Genomic DNA, 26,202 nt, shown 5'->3' on the forward strand with positions numbered 1-26,202 from the left:
GGCCCCGCGTATGCGACGAGGTATCCCCGCCCTCGTTGTCGCCCTCTCGCTGGTCCTCGCCGGCTGTGCGGGACTGGCCCCCGAGGCATCGCCGACGAACACGCCCACGGTGACGCCCACGACGACGAACACGCCCACGGCCACGTCGGCGCCCGTCGACGTCGAGTACGTCGTCCGCGCGGGTGCGATTCCCGACGACGTCCGCTCGGTGACCGTGACGCTGCAGGTCGTCTTCGTCGAGCGGTCCGAGGATATGGGACCGTGCTGGCGCGAGACGTTCACCGGGCCGTACAAGCCGACACCGACGCCCATCGCCCCGCCGGTCGGTGACTGCCACCGCTCGGAGTCGGTTACCCTCGATCTGACCGAGGTGGACGACGGGCGCTCGCTGGGACGGATCACCGCGCCCGGGCGGTTCGACGCCGGCCACGCCCTGATCGTCACGAACGTGACGGCGACCCACCGGAACGGGACGGCCGTGACCGGGATCCGGGGCGCGAGCGGCAAGCGCGCCGCCGTCGTGTCCGGGCGTCCCGCGGGACGCCACCGGGTGACGCTCGCGCTCGAGTCGTACACGGACCGGGACTACGACCACTGGCTCGTCGCATCGACGGAGTAGCGGAACATCGCGGAGTCCCGGGCGGAGAGACGGACACCTAAACTCTTTACCCGGGGCTGGTCCAACGGGTCCCCATGACCGCAATCGAACTCGACGGCGTGACCAAACGGTTCGGCGACGTCACCGCCGTCGCCGACCTCGACCTCACGGTCCCCGAGGGCGAGGTGTTCGGCTTCCTCGGACCGAACGGGGCGGGGAAGTCGACGACCATCAACATGTTGCTCGATTTCGTCCGCCCGACGTCCGGCGAAGTGCGCGTCCTCGATATGGACGCCGGGCAGGAGAGTGTCGCAGTGCGACGGCGGACGGGCGTCCTCCCGGAGGGGTACGACGTCTACGACCGTCTCACGGGGCGCAAGCACGTCGAATTCGCCATGCGGTCGAAGGAAACCGCGGACGATCCCGAGGCGGTGCTCGAACGGGTGGGCATCGCGGACGCGGCCGACCGCAAGGCCGGTGACTACTCCAAGGGGATGCGCCAGCGACTCGTCCTCGGGATGGCGCTGGTGGGCGAGCCCGACCTGCTGATCCTCGACGAACCGTCCTCCGGACTGGATCCGGGCGGCGCCCGCGAGATGCGCGACATCGTCCGCTCGGAGGCCGACCGCGGCACGACGGTCTTTTTCTCCAGTCACGTGTTGGGACAGGTCGAGGCCGTCTGTGACCGCGTGGGGATCATGCGCGCGGGCGAACTCGTCGCCGAGGACAGCATCGAGGGGCTCCGCGAGGCCGTCGACGAGGGCGAGACCCTGTCGATCACCGTCGACGCGGCGAACGAGTCGGAACTCGACGGCGTGCGGGCACTCGGCGGCGTGAGCAGTGCGACCGCCGACGGCGAGACGGTGACCGTCGCCTGCGATCCCGACGCGAAGACGGCGGTCATCGCCGCACTGGAGGAGGCTGGCGTGACGGTCAAGGACTTCCAAACCGAGGAGACCTCCCTGGAGGACCTGTTTCTCGCGTACACCGAGGGCGAGAAAGGGGAGGTGTCGGCATGACCTGGTCCGCCGTCGCGCGCAAGGACTTCGAGGACGCCATCCGGTCGCGGTGGGTGGCGGGCCTGTCGGCGCTGTTCGTGCTGCTGGTGTCGCTGGCGGCGTATCTCGTCCGGCCAGAGCCGGGTGAGACGATCAGTTCGAACGCCGTCCTCAACTCGCTGGTCGTCCGCGACGCACTGGTGACGACGCTCGTCCCGTTGCTGGCGCTCGTCGTCGCGTACAAGGCCGTCGTGGGCGAGCGGGAATCGGGGTCGCTGAAGCTCCTGCTCTCCCTGCCCCACTCGCGGGCCGACGTGGTGTTCGGGAAGGTGATCGGGCGGGCGGGCGCCATCGCTGGGCCCATCGCGGTCGGGTTTCTCCTGCCCGCGGTGATCCTCCTCGTCGCCCCACCCATCACCTTCGACGCGATCTCCTATGTCGGCTACACGCTGTTGACGGCGATCCTCGGTGTCGTCTTCGTCAGCATCGCGGTCGGCTTCTCGGCGGCCGCGTCGTCCAGTCGACGGGCCGTCGCCGGCGCCATCGGCATCTACTTCCTCTTCGTCCCGCTGTGGGGGGCCGTCAGATTCCCGCTCCAACTCTATCTCGGCATGGGCGGCGGGCCGTCGTGGCTCCCCCTGACGGGACAGCAGGTGTTGCGGATGCTGACGCTCATCAACCCGACGGGGTCGTTCAAGACCGTCTCGAACGCGTTCCTGCAGGGTGGCCTGTTCACCCAGGGCGACGTGAACATGCAGGTGTCGGCGACGCTGATGCTGGTACTGTGGATCCTCGTCCCGCCCCTGCTCGGCCTCCTGTGGTTCCGCGAGGCCGACCTGTAGGCGGGGCGTGAGCGCCGTCAGAGGCCGGCGACGTCCTCGATGGCGTCGGTCAGCGCCCGGATGCTCTCGACGGTGTGTTCGCCCATGTGACCGATCCGGAACGTCTCCTCGCCGATCGCCCCGTAGCCGTTGGAGAAGACCATGTCGTACCGCTCGGCGACGGCGTCGATGGTCGCCGCGACGTCGATGCCCCGCGTGTTCTCGATGCAGCTCACCGTCAGCGACTCGTAGCCCGCCTCGGGGAAGAGGTCGAAGTGCTCGCGCGCCCAGTCGCGGGTGTACTCGGCCATCTCGCGGTGGCGGCGGGCCCGCTCGCGGTGGCCCTCCTCCAGCATGTGTGTCATCTGCTCGCGGTAAGCCAGCATGACGGGGATGGCCGGCGTCGAGTGGGTCTGACCCTTCCGGTCGTAGTAGTCCAGACAGCGCTGGAACCCGCCGTACCACGACGCCGAATCGGTGGCGAGTTCGCGCTCGTAGGCGTCCTCGCTGACGACACAGACCGCGAGGCCGGGGGGCATCGCGAAGGCCTTCTGGGTCGAGGCGAAGATGACGTCGATCCCGTGGGCGTCGATGTCGACGTAGTCGCCGCCCAGCGCCGATACCGCGTCCACGACGAAGTAGGTGTCCGGATACTCGGCGACGACGTCGCCGATCTCCTCGATCGGGTTCCGGACGCCGGTCGAACTCTCGTTCATCACGCAGGTGACGACGTCGTAGTCGGCGTCGGCCGACTCGATCGCCGCGCGGACGTCGTCGGGTTTGACGGCCGCCCCCCACTCGTACTCCAGTCGATCGACGTCCTTGCCGAGTCGCTCGGCCACGTTGGCGTGACGCTCGCTGAAACTGCCACACGTTGGGACCAGCATCCGGTCCTCGACGAGGTTGAGCGTCGACGCCTCCCAGAACGCCGTCCCGGAGGCGGTGAGGACGATCACGTCGTTGTCGGTGCCGAGGAAGTCCTTCGTGTCCTCGACGATGGTCGTGTAGAGATCGGTCATCCGGTCCATGCGGTGGCCGAACATCGGCTGGCTCATCGCCTCGGTGACGTCCTCGCGCACCTCGGTCGGGCCGGGAATGTACAGGGTCTTGTCGGGGTAGTCGTCCGTGTATTCGCGTTGCTTCGTCATGGGCACCACTCGGGTACGGTATAGCGTGGTGCGGGACGGCATGGTCCTTTTGATGCCGATCGGGGCTCAGTCGGCCACCGCCGCGAGGTTGGCGGCGAGACCACTGAAAAGCAGGAGGACCGTCACGCCGAGGTTCGCCGCGTCGTTGGCGAACAGGAGGGGGATCAGCGCAATCTCGTCGGCGAACCCGTAGAGCACGCCGCCGACGATGAGCGTGACGCCGACGAGGCCGAGAATGAGGCTACCGATGGTCCCGAGTCGGTGCGGTGTGTCGTCGCCGACCGTCGCTTCCGAAACGGCCTCCCGGACCGTCTCGCGGATGCCGTCGTCGACGTACTCCTGGAGCGTCCGTTCTTTTTCGTCGAGTTCGTCGGCACGGGTCGCGAGTTCGCGCTCGCGGTTCTCGATCGTGACCTCCCGATCGTCGAGGTTCGACTCGCGTTCCTCGATCCGCCGTTCCCTGTCGTCGAGTTCGGTCTCCCGCTCGTCCAACTCCTCGTGTCGGCTCCGGAGGGTGCGCTCGCGTTCGTCGAGTTCCGCCTCGCGCTCGTCGAGTTCGTCGGCGAAGTCCGCGAGGCCGCGTTTGCGTTGCTCCAGTTCCCGTCGCTCGGCTTCGAGGCGGTCGTCGTCCGCCGGATCGACCGGGTCGACCTCGGAGAAGGGATCGTCGCCGCTCATGGGTGAACGTCTCACTCGATCGTCTAAATATTGTCGAGAGTACACTTTATCCACGGTCGGTCCGGGAGCCAGGCCTGGCGGCGACGTCGTCCCCGGTGACGTAACTACCGGTTATAAGTTCTTCCAGGAATATGCGCTGTACACATGACCGACGGCTTTCACACCCGAAGCCTCCACGCCGGGGGGGAGCCGGATCCGGCGACGGGCGCGCGTGCGCTGCCCATCTACCAGACCACGTCGTACGTCTTCGACGACGCCGACGACGCCGCGGCGCGGTTCAGCCTCGACGTCGAGGACGACATCTACTCGCGGTTCTCGAACCCGACGGTGCGGGCCCTCGAACGCCGACTGGCCTCGCTCTCGGGCGGGACCGACGCCGTCGCCACCGCGTCGGGGATGGCCGCTCTCGACGCCGCGACGAGCATCCTCGCCGAGGCGGGCGACAACGTCGTCGCCTCGGCGGACATGTACGGCGGGACCAGCACGTACTTCTCGAAGATGGCCTCGCGCCGGGGAATCGAGTTCCGCCCCGTCGAGACGCTCGACTACGACGCGTACGCCGAGGCCGTCGACGACGACACCGCGTTCGTCCACGTCGAGACGCTCGCCAATCCGTCGCTGGTGACGCCGGACTTCGAGCGACTGGCCGACATCGCCCACGAGCACGGCGCCCCGCTTTTCGTCGACAACACCTTCGCCACGCCGTACCTGTGTCGGCCGCTCGAACACGGCGCCGACGTCGTCTGGGAGTCGACGACCAAGTGGATCCACGGCTCCGGCACCACGCTCGGGGGGATCCTCGTCGACGGCGGCACGTTCCCCTGGGACCACCCCGATGCCGAGTACCCCGAACTCGCGGGGGAGAACCCCGCCTACGGCTTCGATTTCACCGAGCGGTTCGGCGACCGGGCCTTCGCGGCCGCCGCGCGCTACCGCTCGCTGCGGAGCCTCGGCAACGGCCAGTCCCCGTTCGACGCCTGGGTCACGATGCAGGGTCTGGAGACGCTCCCGCTCCGGATGGAGCGCCACTGCGAGAACGCCGAGGCCGTCGCCGCGTTCCTCGACGACCACCCCGCGGTCGAGTGGGTGGCCTACCCCGGTCTCGACACACACGAGACCCACGAGAACGCGAGCGAGTATCTCGACGGCGGCTACGGCGGCATGATCACCTTCGGCCCCGCCGACGGCTTCGACGCCGCGAAGGGACTGTGTGAGACCGTCGAGTTGGCGAGTTTCCTCGCGAACATCGGCGACGCGAAGACGCTGGTGATCCACCCCGCATCGACCACCCACTCGCAGTTGAGCGAGGCCGAACAGCGGGCGGCGGGCGTCACGCCCGACATGGTCCGCCTCTCCGTAGGCTTAGAGGACGCCGAGGACATCACCGCCGACCTGGATCGAGGGCTGCGATGACGTCGGTCGAGAGCGGCACGCGGGCCCTCGGGGAGTTCACCTTCGAATGCGGGGAGTCCATCGACGACCTGCAGGTCGCCTACGAGGCCTACGGCGACTTCGAGGCGACGGAGGAGGGGAGCAACGCCGTCCTGATCTGTCACGCGCTCACCGGCAGCCAGAACGTCGCCAGCGCCGGGGTAGCCGACACCGCGGGCCAGGCGCGGGCGTGGTGGAACGACATCGTCGGCCCCGGCAAGGCCATCGACACCACGGAGTATTACGTCGTCTGTGCGAACGTCCCCGGGTCCTGTTATGGCTCGTCGGGGCCGCCCGCGGAGAACCCCGAGACGGGCGAGCCGTGGGGCACCGACTTCCCGCCCGTGACGATCGGCGACTGGACACGGGCCCAGCGACGCCTGCTCGACGACCTGGGCGTGGGGCGTCTGCACGCCGTCGTCGGCGGGAGCGCCGGCGGCATGAACGTCCTCGACTGGGCGGTGCAGTTCCCCGACGACGTGGCGCGGATCGTCCCCGTCGCCGCGGCGGCGCGTCTCGACGCCCAGTGTCTCGCCCTCGACGCCATCGCCCGCCGGGCCATCACCACCGACGACGACTGGCAGGGCGGGGATTACTACGGCGGCGAGACGCCGACGGAGGGCCTCGCGCTCGCCAGACAGATCGGCCACGTGATGTACCTCTCGAAGACGTCGATGCGCGAGAAGTTCGGCCGCCGGGCGGCCGGCCGGGACGCCGTGCGCTCCTTCCCCGCCGATCGCGCCGCCGCCTTCTTCCCGTATCGAGAGGTCGAGTCCTACCTCGACTACCAGGCCGAGAAGTTCGTCGATCGGTTCGATCCCAACACCTACCTCTACCTCACCCGCGCGATGGACGACTACGACCTCAGCGAGGGGTACGAGGGGGACGCCGACGCCCTCGCCGCCTTCGAGGGCGAGACGCTGCTCGTGTCCTTCACCGGCGACTGGCATTTCACCGTCGCCCAGTCCGAGTCGCTGGCCGAGGCCTGCCGGACGGCGGGGGTCCCCGTCGCCCACCACGTGATCGAGTCGGACCACGGCCACGACGCCTTCCTCGTCGAACCCGAGAAGGTCGGCCCGCCGCTCCGTGACTTCCTCGCGGACGGCCTGACGGGGCGTGCCATCCACGACACCGCCGAGGACGACGAGGACGACGACGAGGAGGACTTCGCGCCCGTCCACAACTCGCTGTTCGGCGGGTGAGGGTCGCGGATCGCCCACCCCGGTCGATCACCGAAACAGGAACTCCGCGGCGTGGGCCAACGCGACGACCGAGAGGGAGCCGAGGAGTAACAGCAGCATGCCGAGGAGGAGTTTCGAACCGAGAAGGGCGGCCCGTCTGCACTCCGCGAGCAGAACCGACGCCCCGCAGTGCAGAACACGGTTGACGCGGCGGTATCGGTAATACGAGATCCGATTCCGTAGCCCGAGGACGAACGGGACCGAGGGGATACCGATGGCGACGAGAAAGACCGCCACGTCGGGGGAGAGATAGACCGAAAACCGGAGTTCGTGGACCATATTGGCAAAGAGGATCGGTACGCCGACGAGCGCGAACAGCAACTGGGACGACGTACTGCGCTCGAACACCGTCCCGACGTGGGCGACGACGGCGGCTTCGCCGATCGCCGAGACGGCGACCTTGACGGCGGCGTACGCGACCAGCGAATAGCCGAAGAGGGCACGCGAGCGAGCGGCCATGATTTCGAGTTCGGCGTCGCGTATCTTCGACTCCGGGAGGTATCCCTCCGTGAACAGCGACCGCTCGTCGTACGTTCGCTCCATCCCGGCGTGTCCCTCGTATCTCGGCACCAAGACGTTCCAGACCGTCTCCAGTTCGACCTTCAGGCGTACCGAGGCCTTCACGAACAACACGAGCAGTGTCGAGAACACTCCCAACTTGAGCAGGTCGACGGCGATTCCCACGACGACGGCCTCGACGAACCCCCTCGTGACCCGCGCGCCGAACAGGGACGCGGCGCCGATAACGAGATACCACACGACCACGACGAGCAGCGGAACGAGGAGAACACTCTCGAACGCACGAAGCCACGCCCCGACCCAAATCAGCGTTCGATAGGCGAGATTTCGTGTGATTTCGGCGGTGTTCGCGACGTTGTTGGGCATTCGCGTTCGCGTTCGACGGTGAATAGATGTCAACTCACATTATTTTTTCGTCGGGAGCTACGAAGGGCGGGGGCAGGCGGGATGATTCCGGTCACAGACACCGGCAGGACCTGCACCTGCCCGTCGGTTTTACGCCGCGGGAACCGAATCACCGAGCATGGCAGACGACGAAGATGGACCCGGATTCCACACGCGAAGTTTGCACGCCGGCCAGGAGCCAGACCCCTCGACCGGTGCGCGCGCGCCGCCGATCTTCCAGACCACGTCGTACGTCTTCGACGACGCCGACGACGCCGCCGGGCAGTTCGCCCTCGAGAAGGAGGGTCACATCTACTCGCGGCTGATGAACCCCACCGTGGGCACCCTCCAGGAGCGGCTGGCCTCGCTGGAGGGTGGCGTCGGCGCCGCCGCCACCGCCTCGGGCATGGCCGCACTCGACCTCGCGACCTTCCTGCTCGCCGAGGCGGGGGACAACATCGTCACCGCGTCGGCGCTGTACGGGGGGACCTACACGTATCTGACCCACTCCGTCGAGCGCCGCGGAATCACGACCCGGTTCGTCGACACCCTCGATTACGACGCCTACGCCGAGGCCATCGACGAGGACACCGCGTACGTCCACCTCGAAACGATCGGCAACCCCGCCCTGATCACGCCGGACATCGAACGGATCGCGGACATCGCCCACGAGAACGGCGTCCCGCTGTTCGTCGACAACACGTTCGCCACGCCGTACCTGTGTCGGCCGCTCGAACACGGCGCGGATCTCGTCTGGGACTCGACGACCAAGTGGCTCCACGGGTCAGGGTCGACCGTCGGCGGCGTCCTCGTCGACGGCGGCACCTTCGACTGGGGCGAGTACGCCGAGGACTACCCCGAAATCGGGCAGTCGAACCCCGCCTACCACGGCGTCAACTTCCACGAGACGTTCGCCCCCGCGGGCTTCACCTACGCGGCCATCGCCCGCGGCCTGCGCGACCTCGGCAACACCCAGTCGCCGTTCGACGCCTGGGTCACCCTCCAGAAACTCGAATCGTTCCCGATGCGGATGGACCGCCACTGCGAGAACGCGATGGCCGTCGCGGAGTTCCTCGACGACCATCCCGCGGTCGCGTGGGTGAACTACCCCGGCCTCGAATCGCACGAGACCCACGCGACGGCGAGCGAGTACCTCGACGGCGGCTACGGTGGCATGATCACGTTCGGTCTCTCGGCCGGCTACGAGGCCGCGAAGGGCACCGTGAACAACGTCGAACTCGCCTCCCTGCTGGCGAACGTGGGCGACGCGAAGACGCTCGTCATCCACCCCGCCTCGACCACCCACCAGCAGTTGACCGACGAGGAACAGGAAGCGGCGGGTGTCACGCCCGACATGGTCCGCCTCTCGGTGGGCCTGGAGGACGTCGAGGACATCGTCGCCGACCTGGATCGGGCCATCGACGCCGCGACGTAGCTCACCCGAGCAGGCCGCGCTCCTCGAACACCCGTTCCAGCCGATCCATCGACGCCACCACCACGTCGCAGGCCGGCCGCACCGCGGGCTTGGGGAGGAAGCCGACGGCGAGGCCGGCGACTTCGAGCATCGGGAGGTCGTTGGCGCCGTCGCCGACGGCGACGGTCCGCGACAGCGGCAGGTCACGGTCGGCGGCCAGCGTCTCCAGTGCCTCGTCTTTCGTGCCCTCGATCAGCGGCCCCTCGACAGCGCCGGTGAGGCGATCACCGCTCGCGGGGAGTCGGTTGGCGACGACGGTGTCCACCTCAACTCCCTCCCGCGCGAGGGCGCGCTCGACGCCGCGTTCGAACCCGCCGGTGAGGATGGCCGTGTGGTGGCCGGCGTCGTTCAGACGGGCGAGCAGGTCGGCCGCGCCCGAGCGGAGGCGCACCCGACCGAACGCCTCGTCGGCGCGGTCGATCGCCAACCCCTCCAGCAGCGCGGCGCGTTCGCGCAGGCTCTCCGCGTAGCTGAGTTCGTCGTTCATCGCTCGTTCGGTAACGTCAGCCATGCGGTCGGCCACGCCACACTGCTCGCCGAGCAGGACCGTCATCTCGGAGTCCGAGAGCGTGCCGTCGAAGTCGAAGGCGACGAGTCGCATATCGGCCCGTCGCCGGCCGGAGGTTTGAATCCCCCGACCCCGATCTGGTCGCGACAACGTTTATAAGCGTGCCGTCGGGGGATACGAAGTGAATCACCCTGGCCATGTTCGACATCCCCGGCCCGCTGAAGCGCTGGTCGCTCGCGATGACCGGCCTCGGCCTCGGCTCCGTCCCGGCCTTGCGCCTACTCGTCGCGACCGACCGGGCGGCGGCGCTGCTGGAGGGGGCCGTTCCCATCCTCCTGTTTACCGGCGTTACCTACGCCGGGGTAGCGTACGCGCGCCGACGGCCGCCACGGTTCACGGCCGTGGTGACGGCGTGGACGCTCTCGGTCGTCGCGGGCATGGTCGTGGTCGCCCTGTGGATCGTGACGCTCGTCCACCTCGCCGCCGCGACCCTCGCGTTCGGGGCGGTCGTGCCCATCCTCACCTCCGTCGGCGCGCTCGCGGGGCTGTGGCTGGGGACGAGCAACGCGCGGTGGCGGGAGGGCGAGCGGACGCTGCGGCGTGAGCGCGAACGGATCGACTTCCTGAACGAACTGTTGCGCCACTACGTGTTGAACGCCGCCCAGGTGATCGTCGGCCGGGCGGACCTGCTGGCGGAGCGCACCGACGACGAGAACGCGGCGATGATCGGTGACACGGGGCGGCGGATGGCACGCCACGTCCAGCAGTTGGGGGCGCTGCTCTCGAGCGAGGGATCGTGCTGGCCGGTCGATCTCGCGACCGCAGTCCGGAAGGCACGTGCGAACCTGAACGCGGACGTCCGTCTCGTGGATCAGGTGCCCGAACCCTGTCCGGTGCTCGCGGACGACGCGCTGGACGTGCTGATCGAGGGACTGCTCGTGCAGGCGGTCGACCGGGCGGGCGAGGACGGCGTGACGATCCGGATCGGCGCGACCCGCACCGACGGGAGCGTGGTCCTGACCGTCGACGACGACGCCGACGAGCCACCCGTCGAGGCGGTCGATCCGGAGGCCATCGACACCGACAGCGGCGTCCTCCGGTTCCAGCAGTATCTCGTGGTGACACTGACCCAGCGGTACGACGGCGAGGTAACGGTGACGGACCGCGAGGACGGCGCCCGGATCGATATCCGGCTGCCGGCACCACGCCGAACCGAAGACGCGTTTGGAAACCCTTAACAGCCGTCCTCGGGTCGATTCGAGTATGAAGGTACTCGTCACGGACCCGATCGCCGACGCAGGGCTGGACCGCCTTCGCGAGGCGGGCCACGAGGTGGTGACCGCGTACGACATCGCGGGGGACGACCTGCTGGACGCCGTCGCCGACGCCAACGCCCTCGTGGTGCGGTCGGGGACGGACGTGACCGAGGCGGTGTTCGAGGCGGCGCCGAACCTGATCATCGTCGGACGGGCGGGCATCGGCGTCGACAACATCGACATCGACGCCGCGACCGACCACGGCGTCATCGTCGCCAACGCGCCCGAGGGGAACGTCCGGGCGGCGGCGGAACACACCGTCGGGATGGCCTTCGCCACCGCCCGCTCCATCCCACAGGCACACGTCCGGTTGCGGGCCGGCGAGTGGGCGAAAAGCGACTACCTCGGAACGGAGCTCAACGGCAAGACGCTCGGCATCGTGGGGCTCGGGCGGGTCGGCCAGGAGGTCGCAAAGCGCCTGGGCTCGCTCGGCATGGAACTCGTCGCGTACGACCCATATATCGGACAGGAACGCGCCGACCAACTCGGCGCCGAACTCGTCGAGTTCGAGGCCTGCGTGGAGCGGGCGGACTTCCTGACGGTCCACACGCCACTGACCCCGGAGACGGAAGGGATGATCGGCGCGGACGAACTCGCGCTGATGGGTGGCGGCTACGTCGTCAACTGCGCGCGCGGCGGCGTCGTCGACGAGACGGCGCTCGCGGCGGCGGTGGAAGACGGCACCCTCGACGGGGCGGCCATCGACGTGTTCGCCGACGAGCCCATCTCGCCGGACAACCCGCTGTTGGCCGTCGACGACGTGGTCGTCACGCCCCACCTCGGCGCCTCGACGGAGGCCGCCCAGGAACACGTCGCCACGAGCATCGCGGATCAGATGGTCGCGGCGTTCAACGACGAACCCGTCGTGAACGCGTTGAACGCCCCCTCGATCGATGAGAGCGCCTTCCCCCGCGTTCAGCCGTACGTCGAACTCGCGGAAACCGCGGGCAAGGTGGCGGCACAGATGTTCGACGGCCGCATCTCTGAGGTTCGGGTGCGCTACGAGGGCGACATCGCCGACGAGGACGTCGAGTTCGTCACCGCGAGCGGCCTCAAGGGTGTGTTCGAGCCCCTGGAGTGGCAGGTGAACGCGGTCAACGCCCCGAAGATCGCCGAGGAACGGGGGATCGAGGTGACCGAGGAGAAGACCCGCCGGAGCGAGGACTTCCAGAGCCTCGTGACCGTCGTCGTCGGCGACGGCACCGACGAGATCGGCGTGTGTGGCACCCTCTTCACCGGCGACGATCCCCGGATCGTCCGCATCGACGGCTACCGCGTCGACGCCGTCCCCCACGGACAGATGCTCGTCGTCAGGAACTACGACCGACCCGGCGTGCTCGGCCTGATCGGGACCGTCCTCGGCGACAACGACATCAACATCGCGGGGATGTTCAACGGCCGCGAGACACTCGGCGGCGAGGCGATGACGGTGTACAACCTCGACGAACCGGTCCCGGAGGACGTCGCAGCAGAGATCCGTGCCGACGAGCGCATCATCGAGGTGAAGGGCATCACGCTCGGGGACGGCGAGGACGAGGAGGAGACGGCCGAGGCGGACACCGGGACTGCGGACGACTAGAGCCCGAGGAAGCCGGCGATCCGCCGGAGGGCGCCGGGCGTCGTCTCGGGCGGCGACACCGCGTCGTCGTCGTCGGTCGACTCCTCGGCGTCCCGCTGTTGTTCGAGCAAACGCTCGTAGCGCTCGACGATCCGCTCGTTCTCGCGGCGCTGTTTCTCGACCGCGGCACGGAGCGCCTCGTTTTCCCGCTCCAGTTCGGCGATGCGCGTACGGGCGTCAGGGTCGGCGTCGGTGGCGTCACGCGACGCCGACGGCCCGTCGCGACCGCTACTCACCGTCCCGGTCGGAAGGCCGCTCGGAACCATGTATGGTACTTTTTCACATGGCAGTAAAAACCCCCGTCAGACGGTCGTCCGACCGGCACCGCGACGCACGGAGCGGCGTCCGGAATCGTTCTCACACCGGATCGCGGGGCCGCGCGCGCTCGGACGGAAAGTGACTTGGAAAGGTTCCTATAGGTAGCGGACCGACCATCCGACCATGAGCGACGACGACTTCCAGTCGACGGTCGCCGAGGGGTTCCAGTCACGGTTCGGCGCCGACGCCGAGACGGCCGCCGCGGCCGCGGAGAAGGCGGCGACGTTCCGCGAGGCGGTAGCCACGGACCTGACCGCCGACGAACTGCTCGACGCCGTCGCGAACGCCGACGACTACGAGGACTTCGTCCACCGGTACGATCTGGCGATCGGAGACCTGGCGGCCGCCCACGAGGACTGCACCGACTCGCGCCCGTATCGGCTCGCCGGCTTCGACGACCCGGCGGCCGATCCCGAGATCGGCGCCTGAAGACGCGGCCCCGGTGTCCGGCGTGATCGGTTGTCGACGCACCGCCGGACCGACGGGTCCCTCAGGCGAAGGTCACGAACAGGACGCCGCCGAAGCCGAAGAGAATGAGAAGGAATCCCGGGACCTGATACACCCAGTCCGGGAACAGCCGTTCGTACTCGGCGTCGGCCGTCGGAGTCCGTCTGGTTTTCTGTGCCATGTATGTTATTGCCTACTACAGCGATAACACCGTCGGTGGGTCGGGGTCCAGCCACGACCGGACGGGCGCCACCGTTCGGGGCGGCGGCGTAAAACGGTCGGCGGTCGATGCCCGAACGACCTACTCGGCGATGTGTTCGAGGACGGCGTCGGTGTCGTTCGGGACGGGTTCGGGATCGTTGCCGGCGGCGAAGGCGGCGTCCGGGTCCTTCAGCAGGTGACCCGTGGTGAGACAGACCACCTGCTCGTCGTCCTCGACGACGCCGCGTTCGCGGAGTTTGCGGAGCCCCGCGATGGAGGTCGCCGAGGCGGGTTCGACGCCGACGCCCTCGGCCGCGAGCGCTCGCTGGGCGTCGGTGATCGCCTCGTCGGCGACGGCGACGGCGGTCCCGCCCGTCGCCCGGATCCCCGGCAGCGCCTTCGGCGCGTTCACCGGGTTGCCGATGCGGATGGCGGTGGCGATGGTCTCGACCTCGGGCCACCGACGGATCCCGTCGGTGCCCTCCTCGATGGCCTCGACCATCGGGGCCGCCCCCTCGGCCTGCACGCCGGTCAGTTTCGGCACGTCCGCCGGGGCGAGCGCCCCGCTCTGGACGAGTTCGCGGAAGCATTTGTAGAGCGCCGAGGTGTTGCCGGCGTTGCCGACCGGGAGGACGATCCGGTCCGGATACGTGCCGTGGTCGTCGTGGAACTCCTCGAGGATCTCCAGCCCGATGGTCTTCTGTCCCTCCAGCCGGAAGGGGTTGAGCGAGTTGAGCAGGTACGCCTCACCCTTGGCGGCGAGGTCCTGTACGATGTCGAGGCAGTCGTCGAAGTTTCCGTCGACCTCGAGGATGCGGGCGTCGTGGAGGGCGGCCTGGGCGATCTTGCCGGCAGCGACCTTGCCCGCCGGGAGGAGCACGAGCGTCTGCATCCCGCCGCGGGCGCCGTAGGCCGCGAGCGCCGCACTGGTGTTGCCGGTCGAGGCACAGGCGAGGCGGCCGACGCCGAGTTCCTTCGCGACGCGGACGCCGACGGTCATGCCGCGATCCTTGAAACTCCCCGTGGGGTTCATCCCCTCGTGTTTGATTCGGAGGCGCTCGACGCCCACCGCCTCCTCCAGCCGAGGGACGTGGTGGAGCGGCGTCGCGCCTTCGGGGAGGGACACCCCTTCCTCGAAGGGGAGCGCGGCGGCGTAGCGCCAGACGCCGCGACCCTCGAAGTCGTCGAAGGTCGGTGGATCGGCGTAGCGGACTTCGAGGAGCCCGTCGCAGTGATCGCACGTGTACCGGATCGACGAGAAGGGAGCGAACGTCTCGCCACACTCGATGCAGGCGAGCCAGACGCCGTCGGCGGCTGCCGTCGGTGCCGCCGGGGTGGCCGCGGTCAGGTCGAGACTCATTGGCGAGTGAACGGACCGCGGAGGCAAAAACGGGGCGGGTTCAGGCCGACTCCGTCCCGAAGTCGTCGATGGCGTCGTGGACGTGCTCGACCCACCCGTCGAGGGTGCGGTGCATCAGCTCTTTGGCTTCTGGGAGCGGCGTCGCGGTGTACTGGTAGACGTACCCCCCGGGATCGAGCAGGCGCCGTTCCCGCTCGACCAGTTGCTTCTCGAGGAGCGTCGTCAGCGACCGATTGACGTTGCTCCGGTCGCGGTCGAGTTCCGCCGCGAGTTCCGCGACCGTACTCCCGGGGTTGTCGAGCAAGACCAGGTACGTCCGACTCTCGTGGTCCTGAATGCCGAAAACACAGGAGAGGACGTGCTGGAAGCTCGGCTCCTCGACGCCGACGAGCTCCTCGATGTCGGGGGCGTCGGACATACCGTCCGTTGACCGCGGGCGACGTTAAAACTGCGGGGCTGCCGTCGCGTGTCACCGTTCAGGCCCGGCCGTACCCCATCCGCTCGATGCAGGTCCGCATCTCGTCGACCGAGCCGTGCTTGTGGAGCGTCGTCGGGGTATCACAGTAGTAGGTGGTGCCGTCGTGACGGAGCGTCACCTCGTGGACGCCGCCGAGCATCTCGACGCTGACGACGACCCGTTGTCCGTCTTCGAGGGCGTCGAGAATCTCGCTGACCGTCAGTTCGCCGGCCTCGATCGTGAGCGTGGACATCGGTGACACGTCGAACGGCCAGGGACAAAGCGTCCACGAACAGGGACGGGGTCGACTCGGCAGCCGAGAGGTGGTACCCGCCGAGTGCGGGGGATGACTGGGGCGGTGGGGGTGCCCCGACCCGACCCGAAAGCCTAACCGCCGGGCCGCGCCAAGAGCCACCGACCGATGAACCCCACGGACGTGCCCGGTCTGCCGCCGGGCGTTCCCGAGTTCCTCGTCGACTCGGGGATCGAGGAGCTCTACCCACCACAGGCCGCGGCCGTCGAGGCCGGCGTCACCGAGGGAGCGAGCGTCGTCGCGAGCGTGCCGACGGCCAGCGGCAAGACCCTCGTGGCGGAACTCGCCATGCTGTCGAGCGTCGAGCGCGGCGGCAAAGCCCTCTATGTCGTCCCGCTGCGCGCGCTCGCCAGCGAAAAAAAGGCCGAGTTCGAGCGCTGGAGCGACTTCGACGTCGACGTGGGCATCTCGACGGGCAACTACGAGTCCAGCGAGGAGTGGCTGGCCTCGCGGGACATCGTCGTCGCGACGAGCGAGAAGGTGGACTCGCTGGTGCGCAACGGCGCGCCGTGGATCGACGACCTCACCTGCGTCGTCGCCGACGAGGTCCACCTCGTCGACGACCCGAACCGGGGGCCGACCCTGGAGGTGACGCTGGCGAAACTTCGGCGCGTCAACCCCGACCTGCAGGTGGTCGCCCTCTCGGCGACCGTCGACAACGCCGACGAGGTGGCCGACTGGCTGGACGCCGGACTCGTCGCGTCGGACTGGCGGCCGGTCGACCTCCGGACCGGCGTTCACTACGGCGACGCCCTCACCTTCGACGACGGCGACAAACGCGAGGTGCCCGTGGGGCGGGGCGAGCGGCCGACGGCCGCACTCGTCGACGATGCCCTCGACGAGGGCGGTTCGTCGCTCGTCTTCGTCAACTCCCGCCGGAACGCGGAGGCCGCGGCTCGGCGACAGGCCGACGTGACCGAACGCCACCTCACCGACGAGGAACGCGACGAACTCGCGGAACTGGCCGACGAAGTGGCGGGCGTCTCGGACACCGAGACCAGTGAGGACCTCGCGGCGGTGGTCCGGAAGGGGGCGGCCTTCCATCACGCCGGCCTCTCCGCGGAGCACCGATCGCTCGTCGAGGACGCCTTTCGCGATCGGTTGCTGAAGGCCATCTGTGCGACGCCCACCCTCGCGGCGGGGGTCAACACCCCCAGCCGCCGGGTGATCGTCCGCGACTGGCGCCGGTACGACGGCGAGTTCGGCGGCATGAAACCCCTCGACGTACTGGAGGTCCACCAGATGTTCGGCCGCGCTGGACGGCCGGGGCTCGACCCCTACGGCGAAGCGGTCCTACTCGCGAAGGACCACGACACCATGGACGAACTGTTCGACCGGTACGTTCACGCCGACCCGGAGCCGGTGCAGTCGAAACTCGCCCGGGAGCCGGCGATGCGGACCCACCTCTTGGCGACGGTCGCCTCCGGGTTCGCCCGCAGCCGCGACGGCCTCCTCGACTTTCTCGACCGGACGCTGTACGCGGCCCAGAGCGACACGACCGAGCGCTTGGAGTCGGTCGTCGACAGCGTGATCGAGTATCTCGTCGCCAACGACTTCGTCGAGCGGTCGGGTGACGAACTCGCGGCGACGAGTCTGGGTCACACCGTCTCGCGGCTCTACCTCGACCCGATGAGCGCGGCCGAAATCGTCGACGGCCTGCGCGCGGCCGACGAGGCGGGCGACGACCCCACGGCGCTCGGCCTCTATCACCTCGTCTGCCGGACGCCCGACATGTACGAACTCTACCTGAAGTCGGGGGACCGCGAGACCTACACCGAACTCTGCTACGAACGCGAGTCCGAGTTCCTCGGCCGCGTCCCCTCGGAGTTCGAGGACGTGCGCTTCGAGGAGTGGCTGTCGGCGCTCAAGACGGCCAAACTGTTGGAGGACTGGGCAAGCGAACTCGACGAGGACCGCATCACGGAGCGGTACGGCGTCGGCCCCGGTGACGTTCGTGGGAAAGTCGACACCGCGGAGTGGTTGCTCGGTGCGGCCGAACGGCTCGCAGTCGAACTGGAACTCGACTCGGTCGTGGCGGTGCGCGAGGCGAAAAAGCGCGTCGCCGACGGCGTGCGCGAGGAACTGCTGGATCTGACGGACGTGCGCGGCGTGGGTCGTAAGCGTGCCCGCCGGCTGTTCGAGGCGGGCGTCGAGTCGCGGGCCGACCTCCGCGAGGCGGAGAAGTCGGTCGTCCTCGGCGCGCTCCGGGGCCGCGAAGGGACGGCCGAGCGCGTGTTGGAGAACGCCGGCCGCCAGGACGCCTCGATGGAGGGCGTGAGCGCCGCCGAAGGGTCGGTCGACGGCGGGCGCGAGGGCGAGGACGGCGCTGGAAACGCCGATGCGACCGGCGGCACGGGCGGCGCCGACCAGCAGGCCAGCCTGGGTGATTTCGAGTGATCGTGATCGAGGGGGTCGCCGTGGTCGACGACCTCGACGACCTCCTGGCGACCCTCGACGCCGTCGCCGAGGAGTACGGCGTCACGATCCAGGCGTTCGACGCGCGCTACCTGGTCGGCCGGCGTCACCTGGAGCGTGCGGTCGAACTGGCCGACCGGGCGTTCGACCGCGGCGAGAACGTCGCCCGCGAACGGAGCGTCGAGATCCTCCTGTACGCCGCGGGGCGCCGCCAGATCGACGACGCGCTGGCGATGGGCGTGAGCGAGGGGCGGACGCCAGTCGCCGTGGTGGTCGACGCCGGGGAAGGGGGCGAAGGCAGGGACGCGGCGGACGGGACAGAGACGAAGGCAGCGGCCGCCCTCCGTGACCGCCTGCCTCTCGATCCGACGCCGACGCTGTCGTCGATCGACGCCGAACGGGTACGGTCCTTCTTCGACGTGACGGATGCGGAACTCGACGCCGTCGAGGGCGACATCGCCGACCTAGTGTGCGAGCGCGTGGCGCTGCTGGACGTAGAGAAGTGACGCCGTGACGGATAGCGTATAAAAAACGGTGAGACAATCGCCCCCGCCGCTTACATGGTGAGGTGCCGTGTATCTCCGCAGGATGACTGGTGATGAATCCGACGACGACGACGGAGCACCGACGGACATGGAGATCGCGCGAGCGACGGAGACGCGGCCGATCGCGGACGTCGCCGGCGACCTCGGTCTCTCGCGGGACGACCTCGACCCGCAGGGGGACGGGATCGCGAAGATCGAACAGGACGCGATCCAGCGGACGCTGTCGGACGCCGACGAGGGGAAACTGATCCTCGTGACGGGGACGACCGCGACGCCCAAGGGGGCGGGCAAGACCGTCACGACGGTCGGCCTGGGCCAGGGGATCGACCACATCGGTGAGAACGGCGTCGTCGCCGTACGCGAACCGTCGCTCGGACCCGTCTTCGGCATCAAGGGCGGCGCCGCGGGCGGCGGCCACTCGCAGGTGCTTCCGATGGAGGACATCAACCTCCACTTCACGGGCGACCTGCACGCGCTGACGACGGCACACAACCTCGTCTCCGCGACGCTCGACACCAAGATCCACTACGGCAACGACCTCGACGTGGACGTCGACGAGGTGAGCTGGGAGCGCGCGCTGGACATGAACGACCGCGCGCTCCGCGACGTCGTCGTCGGCCTCGGCGGGTCGAGCAACGGCCCGCCCCGCGAGGAGGGATTCCAGATCACGGCCGCCTCCGAGGTGATGGCGGTGCTCTGTCTGGCCGACTCGCTGGCCGACCTGAAAGAGCGCCTCTCGCGGACCATCGTCGCCTACGACTCGACGGGTGAGCCCGTCACGGTCGCCGACCTCGGCATCGAGGGGGCGATGGCGATGCTGCTGAAAGACGCCCTGCGACCGAACCTCGTCCAGACCATCGAGGGGACGCCCGCGTTCGTCCACGGCGGACCGTTCGCCAACATCGCCCACGGGACGAACTCCCTCGTGGCGGACAAACTCGGCCTCGCGCTCGGCGACTACCTCGTCACCGAGGCGGGCTTTGCCGCCGACCTCGGCTTCGAGAAGTTCGGCAACATCGTCTCGCGTCACGGCGTCGCGCCCGACGCCACCGTCCTGACCACCGCCGTGCGATCCATGAAATACCACGGCAAGGACATGTGGCCGGTCGACTACGACGAACTGAAAGAGCCGGATCCGGACGCGGTGCGAGCGGGGATGACGAACCTCGATCACCACGCCGGCATCATCGAGCAGTTTGGCGTTCCCTTCGTCGTCGCGGTCAACCGCTTCCCGACCGACACCGACGCGGAGATCCAAGCCATCGTCGACCACTGTGAGCGGGAGGGTTACCCCGTCGTCGTCTCGAACGCCTTCGCCGAGGGTGGCGCGGGCGCCGCGGAACTCGCCGAGACGGCGACGGACCTCGCGGACAGCGATCGGGGGAACTTCCAACCCCTGTACGACACCGACGAATCGCTGACCGAGAAGATCCGGACGGTCGCCACCGAGGTGTACGGTGCCGCCGACGTCCACTTCACCGACGACGCCCGAGACGACCTGGAACGCCTCGACGAACAGGGCTACGGCGACATGCCGGTCTGTCTCTCGAAGACCCAACACTCGACGACCGACGACCCGACCCGGAAGGGCGCCCCGGCGCTCGACTGGACGCTGACGGTGCGCGAGTGTTATCCCGACGCCGGCGCCGGCTTCGTCGTCGTCCTCACGGGCGACGTACTCACGATGCCCGGCCTGCCCGAGACGCCCGCTGCGGAGGGGATGGACGTAGACGAGGACGGTAACATCAGCGGGCTGTTCTAGATCCGCGGTCCCGGCCGTCCGAAGGAAAAAGATTACCTCAGCCCGACCCCAGTGTTATCATGTCCGCCGGACAGTGGAGGCACCCATACGCCGGTCGTTCGATCGTCGTACCGGTGGACATCCGACCGCGACGGCCGTCGCGATCGCTCTCCCCCTTCCCTTTCGGATCGTTCAAGAGCGTCGGCCACGTACGTGGGCGCGTGTCAGACCGGATCGACGACGCTCCCACGGTCTCCTGTGAACGGTGTGGTCGGGAGTGGGACCTGTCCTACGAACTCGACGAACTGATGGCCGGGAACCGCGCCGTCGAGCAGTTCGCACTCGATCACGAACGCCACACCGGCCACTACCCCGACGGCGTGGCGACCTGGCGGGCGGTCTGTCGGCGCTGTCCGGACGGCGTCGAACGGCTCTCGGAGTCCGCCGCGCGTCGCTGGGCACGAACCCACGCCCGCCACACGCGCCACGACGTGACGCTCCGTCACGCCGAGGACGGCGAGACGACGCTGATCGAGGGCACGGAGTGAGCCCTCACCGCGGATCGCTCTCCCACCGGTAGCCACACGCCCCGCAGTCGGCGAACTCGGTGTCCCGGCGCGTCTCCGGGTAGAACGCGGCGTCGTCGATGCGTGCCTCACACGCCGGACAGATCGCGTGGTCCGGGACGAGGGTTCGCTTATAGACCGTCCCGCAGTCCGGACACTCGATCTGGCGGTCGGGGCCGTCGCCCTCGACGGTCGCACCACACTCCATGCAGGTGTAACGACGGCGCGGTCCGTCGCCGCCGTACTCGGTGCTCGGGGCGGACCAATCCAGGTCGGCGTCGTCGTTAGCGTCGGCGTCGGCGTCCCCCAGTCCGAGCCATCCAAATACCCGTCCGAGCATGGGTTCGGATACGAAGTCGAGCGCAAAACGGTTCGGGTGTGGGGGACGACTTTTCACCGCCGACCACGAGGATCGACCGTGATCCCGCTCGTCCACGACTTCGACGACGCGGTGGTGGTGGTGTTCGGCGGCGGTCCCGTCGGCGCCCGGAAGGCTCGCCGCTTCGCCCGCGAGGCCCGGGTCGTCGTCGTCAGTCCCGCCTTCGTGGACGCCGACTTCGGGGGAAGCGAGTTCGTCCGCGCCACGCCCGATCCGGAGGACGTGCCGGCGTGGATCACTCGGGCCGACCCCGCGCTGGTCGTCGCAGCGACGGACGACGACGCGTTCAACGCCGCCGTCGAGCGGTACGCCCACGAGGCGGGCGTCCTCGTCAACCGCGCCGACCGCGCCGGCGCCCGGGAGCCCGGAAGCGTCGTCGTCCCCGCGACCGTCGAGGACGACCCCGTGGGCGTCGCGGTCACGACGAGTGGCACCAGCCCGGCGGTGAGCCGCCACCTGCGACGGGAACTGGAGGGCGTCGTCGACGGAGCGGGGACGGTGGCGACCGTCGTGAGCGAGCTACGGGACGAACTGAAAGGACGGGAAATCGAACCGGACGCCCGGCGCGACGCGGTTCGGGCCGTCGCGAACGAGCCGGCGGTGTGGTCGGCTGCCAGGGAGGGAGACAGCGAGGAACGCGTCCGTGAGGTCGCGACACGGGCGGTCGACGGGGTTCTCGACGACTGGCGCTCGCCGTAACTACCAGTCGACGCTGAGCGTCCCGTCGCCCTCGGGATCGGGTGCGATCTCCTCGTCGGTGCGGCGGTCGATCACGTGGATGACGCCGCTGCCCTTCTTCGCCGGACAGACCTCGGCGGCGCGGACGTTGTGATCTAGCGCCGTCGCGTCGACGTAGTACGTCTTCGGGCGCGCCAGTCCGGTGTCGAGGTCGAGGTCCCAGTTCGCGGACACCTCGGCGCACTTCCCGGTGCCGATGCACTTGTTCGCCTCGAAGATGATCTTGTACGGTTTCTCGTCGACCGGCGGCGCGTCGGCGTCGCCGACGTCGCTCGGGCGGAGGACGTCGTCGCTCATCCCCACTCCCGCAGGTCGGCCAGCACGGCCGCGGCCGACCCGTCCGAAATGGCGGCGCGGGCGGCGTCGAGGGCCGCCGAAAGCGAGTCGGCGTCGTCGCCGGCGTAGATCCGGACGGCGGCGTTGAGCGCGACGGCGTCGGCCCAGTGGTCCGTGCGGTCGCCCGCGACCACCTCGCGGGTGAGCCGAGCACTGTCTTCGGCCACGTCGGGCACCTGCAGGTCCTCCGTCTCGAAGTCCATGCCGTACTCGGCGGTCTCGATCTCGTAATCCTCGAAGGCGCCGTCCGCCCGCCAGTCCGCGACCTTCGTGTAGCCCGGGCGGATGTCGTCGTACCCCTCCATCCCCTGGAACATGACGACGCGATCGAGGTCGTGAAACGCACTCTCTTCGAACGTCTCGACGACCTTCTTCGCGAAGGCGAGGTGATAGAAGGAGCCGAGGTGGACGCTCGCGCCGGCGGGGTTGGCGAGCGTCTCGACGGTGTTGACGAAGGTACGGACGCCCATCTGCTCCCGGCGGTCGAACAGGGCGTCGACGGCGGGGTTGAACGCGGGCTGGTAGTAGAAGCCGAAGCCGACGTCGTCGACGGCGTCGGCCGACTCGGCCGGCGTGAGGTCGGTCGCGACGCCGAGTTCGTCGAGGACGTGCTTGTACGTGTCCTGCTTCTGCGTGGGGACCCGGTCGCCGGAGTGGGCGACGACGGGCGTCCCCGCGGCGGCGGCGACGACGCCGGCGGCGACGCCCAGGATGGCCGACCGGCCCTTGCCGTCGTAGTTGGCGCCGCAGTCGACGGGGTCGGCGTCGGGGGTCGCGTACTCGACGCGGTCGCACATCCGGTCGACGAACGCGGCGAGTTCGGTTCCAGTGTTGTGCTTCCAGCGGTTGGCGAGCCAGAAGGCGCCGAGCGTCGTCGGGTCCGGGTCACCGTCGAGAATGCGCTCCATCGCCTCGCTCGCCTGGGCGCGGGTCATGTCCTCCGCGGACTTCGTCCCGGAGCCGACCACCTCGGTCATCAGACGCTTGAGCGGCCAGTCGCCGTCAGTCACCGTCGGTTACCTCCACCTCGACGATCCGCTCGTCGGGGGCGGCGAGGGGCGTCCCCTCGGCCATCGCGTCGCTGCCGCCGAGGCAGTGGGCGACCGTCTCGCGAACGCCCACGACGTCGCCGACGACGGTGACGGCAGGAGGTTCGATCGCCGCCTCGTCGACACGGGAGACGATGGTGTCGAGGGTGCCGGTGACGACCCGTTCCGCCGGGAGCGTGGCCCGTTCGACCATCGCGACGGGCGTGTCGGCCTCGGCCGCCCCCGCGCGAAGGGCGGTGACGTTGTCCGGCAGGCGACCGACGCCCATCAGGATCACCAGGGTCCCGCCGGCGTCGACGAGCGTCGACAGGGCGTTCCAGTCGAGGGCGCTGTCGGCCTTGGTGGGGTCCTCGTGACCCGTGACGACCGTCAGGCTGGACGCGTGGTCGCGGTGGGTCGCCGGAATGCCGGCGACGTCGGGAGCGGCGACGGCGCTCGTGATCCCCGGCACCACCTCGAAGGCGACGCCGTGGCGCGCGAGGTGTTCCGCCTCCTCGCCGCCGCGGGCGAACACGCAGGGGTCGCCCCCCTTGAGGCGGACCACGTCGTTGCCGGCCGTGGCCTCGCGGATCAGCCGGTCGTTGATCTCGGCCTGGGGCGTTCGCTCGCCGTCGGCGCGCTTGCCGACGTTCGCGACCCGCGTCGGGTCGGGGATCGATTCGATCACGCCGTCGCCCACGAGCGAATCGTGGAGGACGACGTCTGCCTCGTCGAGCAGACGCCGGGCTTTCACCGTCATGAGTTCGGGATCACCCGGGCCGGCGCCGACGAGATACACCGTACCGGTTGTCGTCGTGGTGTTCATCGGTGAGTGGTTGGGTTGCCGCCGGCCCGCCGGTACCGGACCCGGTAGCGGTTGGCCGGATCGGTCAGGTCGCCCGGCGGTACGTCGGCTGCTGGCTGTTCCGGTGGCTGTTCGTCCGGCGGTTCGTCGACAAGCACCTCGCGGGCCGCGGCGACGAGGAACGAACACGGCTCGCGGCAGGGGAGGTCCCCCGCGCCCCGATCGACGGGCAGCGTGTCGTCGGCCGTCTCGTCCCACGTGCGCCGCTTGGCACAGTTGCCACAGACCGCCGCGGTCACGTCGGTCAGTTCCGCACGCGAGAGGTTCGCGACGCGCTCGTAGATGCCGGTCTGTCTGGCGGCCACCTCGCGGTAGGGGACGGGGTCGGCGTCGTCGGCCCACTCCTCGATCCCGGCGGGGTACGCCGACGCGACGGCACGGAGCAGGATCGGGTCGTCAAGCCCCGGCATCACCCACCCCGTCGGCAGCGATCGCTCGCCGGCGAAGGGGCGGTAGCGGCCGTCGTCGTCGCTGCGGACGAACCCGCGGAACGTCGCGGGGTCGCGGTCGACGAGGTCGGCACGCGGGCGCCCCCGGTCGGCGCGGTGGCGGAGTTCGTACGCCTCGCCGTCGGCGACGACGAGGAGATCACCCCACTCGCGGGCCCGGCGACCGTCCGCGACGGGCGCATCGTCGACCCACGACAGGAAGGCGTCGCCGGCGTCGGGGCGGACGGGCGTCTCCGCCCCGACCGTCCGGTCCACGTCGGCGCCGGCGTCGGCCGCACGTTCCAACAGCACCTCGGGCATGAGCGGGTCGGTCCCGACGGCGGAGGTGTACCAGATCCGGCGGCCGTCGACCTCGCCGGGGACGGGGTAGCCCGAACGCGGGTCGTCCGTCACTCCGAGGAGTTCCGGAATCTCGTCTTGTGTGTGGAAGCCGTCGGCGATAAAGAGGGGGACGACCGCGACGTCGGCGGCGTCGAACCGATCGAGGACGTCGTCGACGTAGGGTTCCTCGTCCATGAACAGGGCGCCGACCTCGGCGAAGTCGGTCGTCTCGCGCAGGGCGTCGACGTGGTCGTAGATGGCGTCGGCGCTGTTGGGGTTGCGCTCGGTGCCGTGGCCGATCACCGCGAGCGCCGTCTCGGCCTCGGCGACGTCGTCGTCGAGGTAGCGACGGGCGCGTTCGGCGACCACCTCGGTCATGGCGGAGTGGGTGCCGACGGGATCGGTGTAGACGATCCGGGGTTCGTGTGACGTCCCGGTCACGTCGGCGACGCCGAGACCGAACTCCCGAGGGAGCACCCGATCGACGAAGTAGCCCTGACTCACGAACAGCGGGACGACGTAGGCCACGTCGGCGTCGACGGTTCGGATCGACGACCGGAAGGACGGGGACTCCTTCCAGAAGGCCTCCCGGACCTGCTCGAAGCAGCCACGCTCGCGGATCGCGTCGGCGTGGGCGTACGTCGGCGTCGCGGAGTCGGGGTTGCGGTGGGAGCCGTGGGCCGCGACGATCAGGGCTTGGTCGCTCATGACTCGTCGGCCCCGTCCACTCGGTCCGCGGCCTCCTGTAGTTCGGTCGCGAGGGTGCGTGCCTCCTCGGCCGAGAGCGTCACGTGATCGGCGTGCGGGGGAACCGACTCCAGTTGGGTGTTGTCGAGTTCGAGGTCGAGCGACACTGTCTCGGGATCGTTCCGGGCCGTCCGCACGTTCAGCGTGGCGAAGGCCTCCTCTTCGAACCCGTGCCCCTCGACGCTGGCGTCGAGGAGGTCGAACGTCGTGAAGGCGTTGACCTTCAGCACGCGGTCGGCCAT

Annotated in this window: 29 protein-coding genes and 1 pseudogene; 14 read left to right on the top strand and 16 right to left on the bottom strand. The window is 69.2% G+C overall.

The window, feature by feature from the left end:
• The first annotated feature begins 10 nt into the window (after positions 1–10).
• The 3 genes from NBT82_RS15040 (at position 11) to NBT82_RS15050 (ending at position 2,438) form a co-directional block, all read left to right on the top strand.
• The gene (locus tag NBT82_RS15040; RefSeq protein WP_251328922.1) at positions 11–619 is read left to right on the top strand and encodes a hypothetical protein; all 609 of its coding nucleotides are present in this window, start codon (positions 11–13) and stop codon (positions 617–619) included.
• Positions 620–693: 74 nt separating this feature from the next.
• A complete protein-coding gene (locus NBT82_RS15045) occupies positions 694–1,617 on the top strand; it encodes an ABC transporter ATP-binding protein (protein WP_251328923.1) in 924 nt (307 codons plus the stop codon).
• A complete protein-coding gene (locus NBT82_RS15050) occupies positions 1,614–2,438 on the top strand; it encodes an ABC transporter permease subunit (RefSeq protein ID WP_251328924.1) in 825 nt (274 codons plus the stop codon). Before NBT82_RS15045 ends, NBT82_RS15050 begins: the two co-directional genes overlap by 4 nt.
• A 17-nt stretch (positions 2,439–2,455) precedes the next feature.
• On the opposite strand, the gene NBT82_RS15055 is transcribed toward NBT82_RS15050, so the two are convergent.
• Together NBT82_RS15055 and NBT82_RS15060 are read right to left on the bottom strand one after the other, a co-directional pair.
• A complete protein-coding gene (locus NBT82_RS15055; protein WP_251328925.1) occupies positions 2,456–3,565 on the bottom strand; it encodes a pyridoxal-phosphate-dependent aminotransferase family protein in 1,110 nt (369 codons plus the stop codon).
• A 66-nt stretch (positions 3,566–3,631) separates the two neighbouring features.
• On the bottom strand, positions 3,632–4,243 hold the full coding sequence (locus NBT82_RS15060; RefSeq protein ID WP_251328926.1) for a hypothetical protein: 612 nt from the start codon (positions 4,241–4,243) through the stop codon (positions 3,632–3,634).
• 144 nt (positions 4,244–4,387) lie between these two features.
• On the opposite strand from NBT82_RS15060, the gene NBT82_RS15065 reads away from it, so the two are divergent.
• Positions 4,388–5,656, top strand: coding sequence for an O-acetylhomoserine aminocarboxypropyltransferase/cysteine synthase family protein (locus NBT82_RS15065; RefSeq protein WP_251328927.1), 1,269 nt, complete (start codon positions 4,388–4,390; stop codon positions 5,654–5,656).
• Positions 5,653–6,876, top strand: coding sequence for a homoserine O-acetyltransferase MetX (metX, locus tag NBT82_RS15070; RefSeq protein WP_251328928.1), 1,224 nt, complete (start codon positions 5,653–5,655; stop codon positions 6,874–6,876). The genes NBT82_RS15065 and metX overlap by 4 nt, the downstream gene beginning before the upstream one ends.
• A gap of 27 nt (positions 6,877–6,903) precedes the next feature.
• On the opposite strand, the gene NBT82_RS15075 is transcribed toward metX, so the two are convergent.
• Positions 6,904–7,800 (bottom strand): hypothetical protein, encoded by an 897-nt coding sequence (locus NBT82_RS15075; RefSeq protein ID WP_251328929.1) that lies wholly within the window; start codon positions 7,798–7,800, stop codon positions 6,904–6,906.
• 157 nt (positions 7,801–7,957) lie between these two features.
• Here NBT82_RS15075 and NBT82_RS15080 point away from each other — a divergent pair, with 157 nt between their 5' ends.
• Entirely contained in the window at positions 7,958–9,253 is a 1,296-nt protein-coding gene (locus NBT82_RS15080) for an O-acetylhomoserine aminocarboxypropyltransferase/cysteine synthase family protein (RefSeq protein WP_251328930.1), read from the top strand.
• Position 9,254: 1 nt separating this feature from the next.
• Here NBT82_RS15080 and serB read toward each other — a convergent pair whose 3' ends face one another.
• Positions 9,255–9,893 (bottom strand): phosphoserine phosphatase SerB, encoded by a 639-nt coding sequence (gene serB, locus NBT82_RS15085; protein ID WP_251328931.1) that lies wholly within the window; start codon positions 9,891–9,893, stop codon positions 9,255–9,257.
• 104 nt (positions 9,894–9,997) lie between these two features.
• Here serB and NBT82_RS15090 point away from each other — a divergent pair, with 104 nt between their 5' ends.
• On the top strand, positions 9,998–11,038 hold the full coding sequence (locus NBT82_RS15090) for a sensor histidine kinase (protein ID WP_251328932.1): 1,041 nt from the start codon (positions 9,998–10,000) through the stop codon (positions 11,036–11,038).
• Between the two features lie 25 nt (positions 11,039–11,063).
• Positions 11,064–12,695 carry a phosphoglycerate dehydrogenase gene (gene serA, locus NBT82_RS15095; protein WP_251328933.1) on the top strand — a complete coding sequence of 544 codons (1,632 nt, stop codon included), beginning with the start codon at positions 11,064–11,066 and terminating at the stop codon, positions 12,693–12,695.
• On the opposite strand, the gene NBT82_RS15100 is transcribed toward serA, so the two are convergent.
• Entirely contained in the window at positions 12,692–13,000 is a 309-nt protein-coding gene (locus NBT82_RS15100) for a hypothetical protein (RefSeq protein WP_251328934.1), read from the bottom strand. The genes serA and NBT82_RS15100 overlap by 4 nt on opposite strands.
• Positions 13,001–13,175: 175 nt before the next feature.
• On the opposite strand from NBT82_RS15100, the gene NBT82_RS15105 reads away from it, so the two are divergent.
• Positions 13,176–13,481, top strand: coding sequence for a hypothetical protein (locus NBT82_RS15105; RefSeq protein ID WP_251328935.1), 306 nt, complete (start codon positions 13,176–13,178; stop codon positions 13,479–13,481).
• Between the two features lie 61 nt (positions 13,482–13,542).
• Here NBT82_RS15105 and NBT82_RS15110 read toward each other — a convergent pair whose 3' ends face one another.
• The 4 genes from NBT82_RS15110 to NBT82_RS15125 form a co-directional block, all read right to left on the bottom strand.
• On the bottom strand, positions 13,543–13,680 hold the full coding sequence (locus NBT82_RS15110) for a hypothetical protein (protein WP_251328936.1): 138 nt from the start codon (positions 13,678–13,680) through the stop codon (positions 13,543–13,545).
• Positions 13,681–13,800: 120 nt separating this feature from the next.
• Complete coding sequence (thrC, locus tag NBT82_RS15115) at positions 13,801–15,060, bottom strand: threonine synthase (protein WP_251328937.1); 1,260 nt, start codon at positions 15,058–15,060, stop codon at positions 13,801–13,803.
• A 40-nt stretch (positions 15,061–15,100) separates the two neighbouring features.
• On the bottom strand, positions 15,101–15,478 hold the full coding sequence (locus tag NBT82_RS15120; RefSeq protein ID WP_251328938.1) for a helix-turn-helix domain-containing protein: 378 nt from the start codon (positions 15,476–15,478) through the stop codon (positions 15,101–15,103).
• A gap of 58 nt (positions 15,479–15,536) precedes the next feature.
• Positions 15,537–15,770 carry a DUF8001 family protein gene (locus NBT82_RS15125; RefSeq protein WP_251328939.1) on the bottom strand — a complete coding sequence of 78 codons (234 nt, stop codon included), beginning with the start codon at positions 15,768–15,770 and terminating at the stop codon, positions 15,537–15,539.
• A 168-nt stretch (positions 15,771–15,938) separates the two neighbouring features.
• Between NBT82_RS15125 and NBT82_RS15130 the strand changes: the two genes are divergently transcribed.
• The 4 genes from NBT82_RS15130 to NBT82_RS15145 all read left to right on the top strand — a co-directional run bounded on the left by NBT82_RS15130 (position 15,939) and on the right by NBT82_RS15145 (position 21,079).
• A complete protein-coding gene (locus NBT82_RS15130; protein WP_251328940.1) occupies positions 15,939–18,227 on the top strand; it encodes an ATP-dependent DNA helicase in 2,289 nt (762 codons plus the stop codon).
• Positions 18,224–18,751 carry a KEOPS complex subunit Cgi121 gene (cgi121, locus tag NBT82_RS15135; protein WP_251328941.1) on the top strand — a complete coding sequence of 176 codons (528 nt, stop codon included), beginning with the start codon at positions 18,224–18,226 and terminating at the stop codon, positions 18,749–18,751. Before NBT82_RS15130 ends, cgi121 begins: the two co-directional genes overlap by 4 nt.
• A gap of 82 nt (positions 18,752–18,833) precedes the next feature.
• Positions 18,834–20,552 carry a formate--tetrahydrofolate ligase gene (locus NBT82_RS15140; RefSeq protein ID WP_251328942.1) on the top strand — a complete coding sequence of 573 codons (1,719 nt, stop codon included), beginning with the start codon at positions 18,834–18,836 and terminating at the stop codon, positions 20,550–20,552.
• Between the two features lie 200 nt (positions 20,553–20,752).
• Positions 20,753–21,079 carry a DUF8062 family protein gene (locus tag NBT82_RS15145; RefSeq protein ID WP_251328943.1) on the top strand — a complete coding sequence of 109 codons (327 nt, stop codon included), beginning with the start codon at positions 20,753–20,755 and terminating at the stop codon, positions 21,077–21,079.
• Positions 21,080–21,083: 4 nt separating this feature from the next.
• On the opposite strand, the gene NBT82_RS15150 is transcribed toward NBT82_RS15145, so the two are convergent.
• Positions 21,084–21,437, bottom strand: coding sequence for a TFIIB-type zinc ribbon-containing protein (locus NBT82_RS15150; protein ID WP_251328944.1), 354 nt, complete (start codon positions 21,435–21,437; stop codon positions 21,084–21,086).
• Positions 21,438–21,515: 78 nt separating this feature from the next.
• On the opposite strand from NBT82_RS15150, the gene NBT82_RS15155 reads away from it, so the two are divergent.
• On the top strand, positions 21,516–22,175 hold the full coding sequence (locus NBT82_RS15155; RefSeq protein WP_251328945.1) for a precorrin-2 dehydrogenase/sirohydrochlorin ferrochelatase family protein: 660 nt from the start codon (positions 21,516–21,518) through the stop codon (positions 22,173–22,175).
• Here NBT82_RS15155 and NBT82_RS15160 read toward each other — a convergent pair whose 3' ends face one another.
• The 6 genes and pseudogenes from NBT82_RS15160 to NBT82_RS15185 form a co-directional block, all read right to left on the bottom strand.
• Positions 22,176–22,511, bottom strand: a complete 336-nt coding sequence (locus NBT82_RS15160; RefSeq protein ID WP_251328946.1) for a ferredoxin — start codon at positions 22,509–22,511, stop codon at positions 22,176–22,178.
• Positions 22,508–23,527: an anthranilate phosphoribosyltransferase gene (locus NBT82_RS15165; protein WP_251331300.1), complete on the bottom strand. Its 1,020-nt coding sequence runs from the start codon at positions 23,525–23,527 to the stop codon at positions 22,508–22,510. Before NBT82_RS15165 ends, NBT82_RS15160 begins: the two co-directional genes overlap by 4 nt.
• Before the next feature lie 25 nt (positions 23,528–23,552).
• Positions 23,553–24,404: a uroporphyrinogen-III C-methyltransferase gene (gene cobA, locus NBT82_RS15170; protein ID WP_251328947.1), complete on the bottom strand. Its 852-nt coding sequence runs from the start codon at positions 24,402–24,404 to the stop codon at positions 23,553–23,555.
• Complete coding sequence (locus NBT82_RS20340) at positions 24,401–25,147, bottom strand: DR2241 family protein (protein ID WP_251331301.1); 747 nt, start codon at positions 25,145–25,147, stop codon at positions 24,401–24,403. The genes cobA and NBT82_RS20340 overlap by 4 nt, the downstream gene beginning before the upstream one ends.
• Positions 25,133–25,921: pseudogene (locus NBT82_RS20345) on the bottom strand (CbiX/SirB N-terminal domain-containing protein); the annotation flags it as partial. The pseudogene NBT82_RS20345 and the gene NBT82_RS20340, both read right to left, overlap by 15 nt.
• Entirely contained in the window at positions 25,918–26,202 is a 285-nt protein-coding gene (locus tag NBT82_RS15185; RefSeq protein ID WP_251328948.1) for a DUF6360 family protein, read from the bottom strand. The gene NBT82_RS15185 and the pseudogene NBT82_RS20345, both read right to left, overlap by 4 nt.

Source organism: Haloplanus sp. HW8-1, assembly GCF_023703795.1.
Lineage (GTDB): Archaea > Halobacteriota > Halobacteria > Halobacteriales > Haloferacaceae > Haloplanus > Haloplanus pelagicus.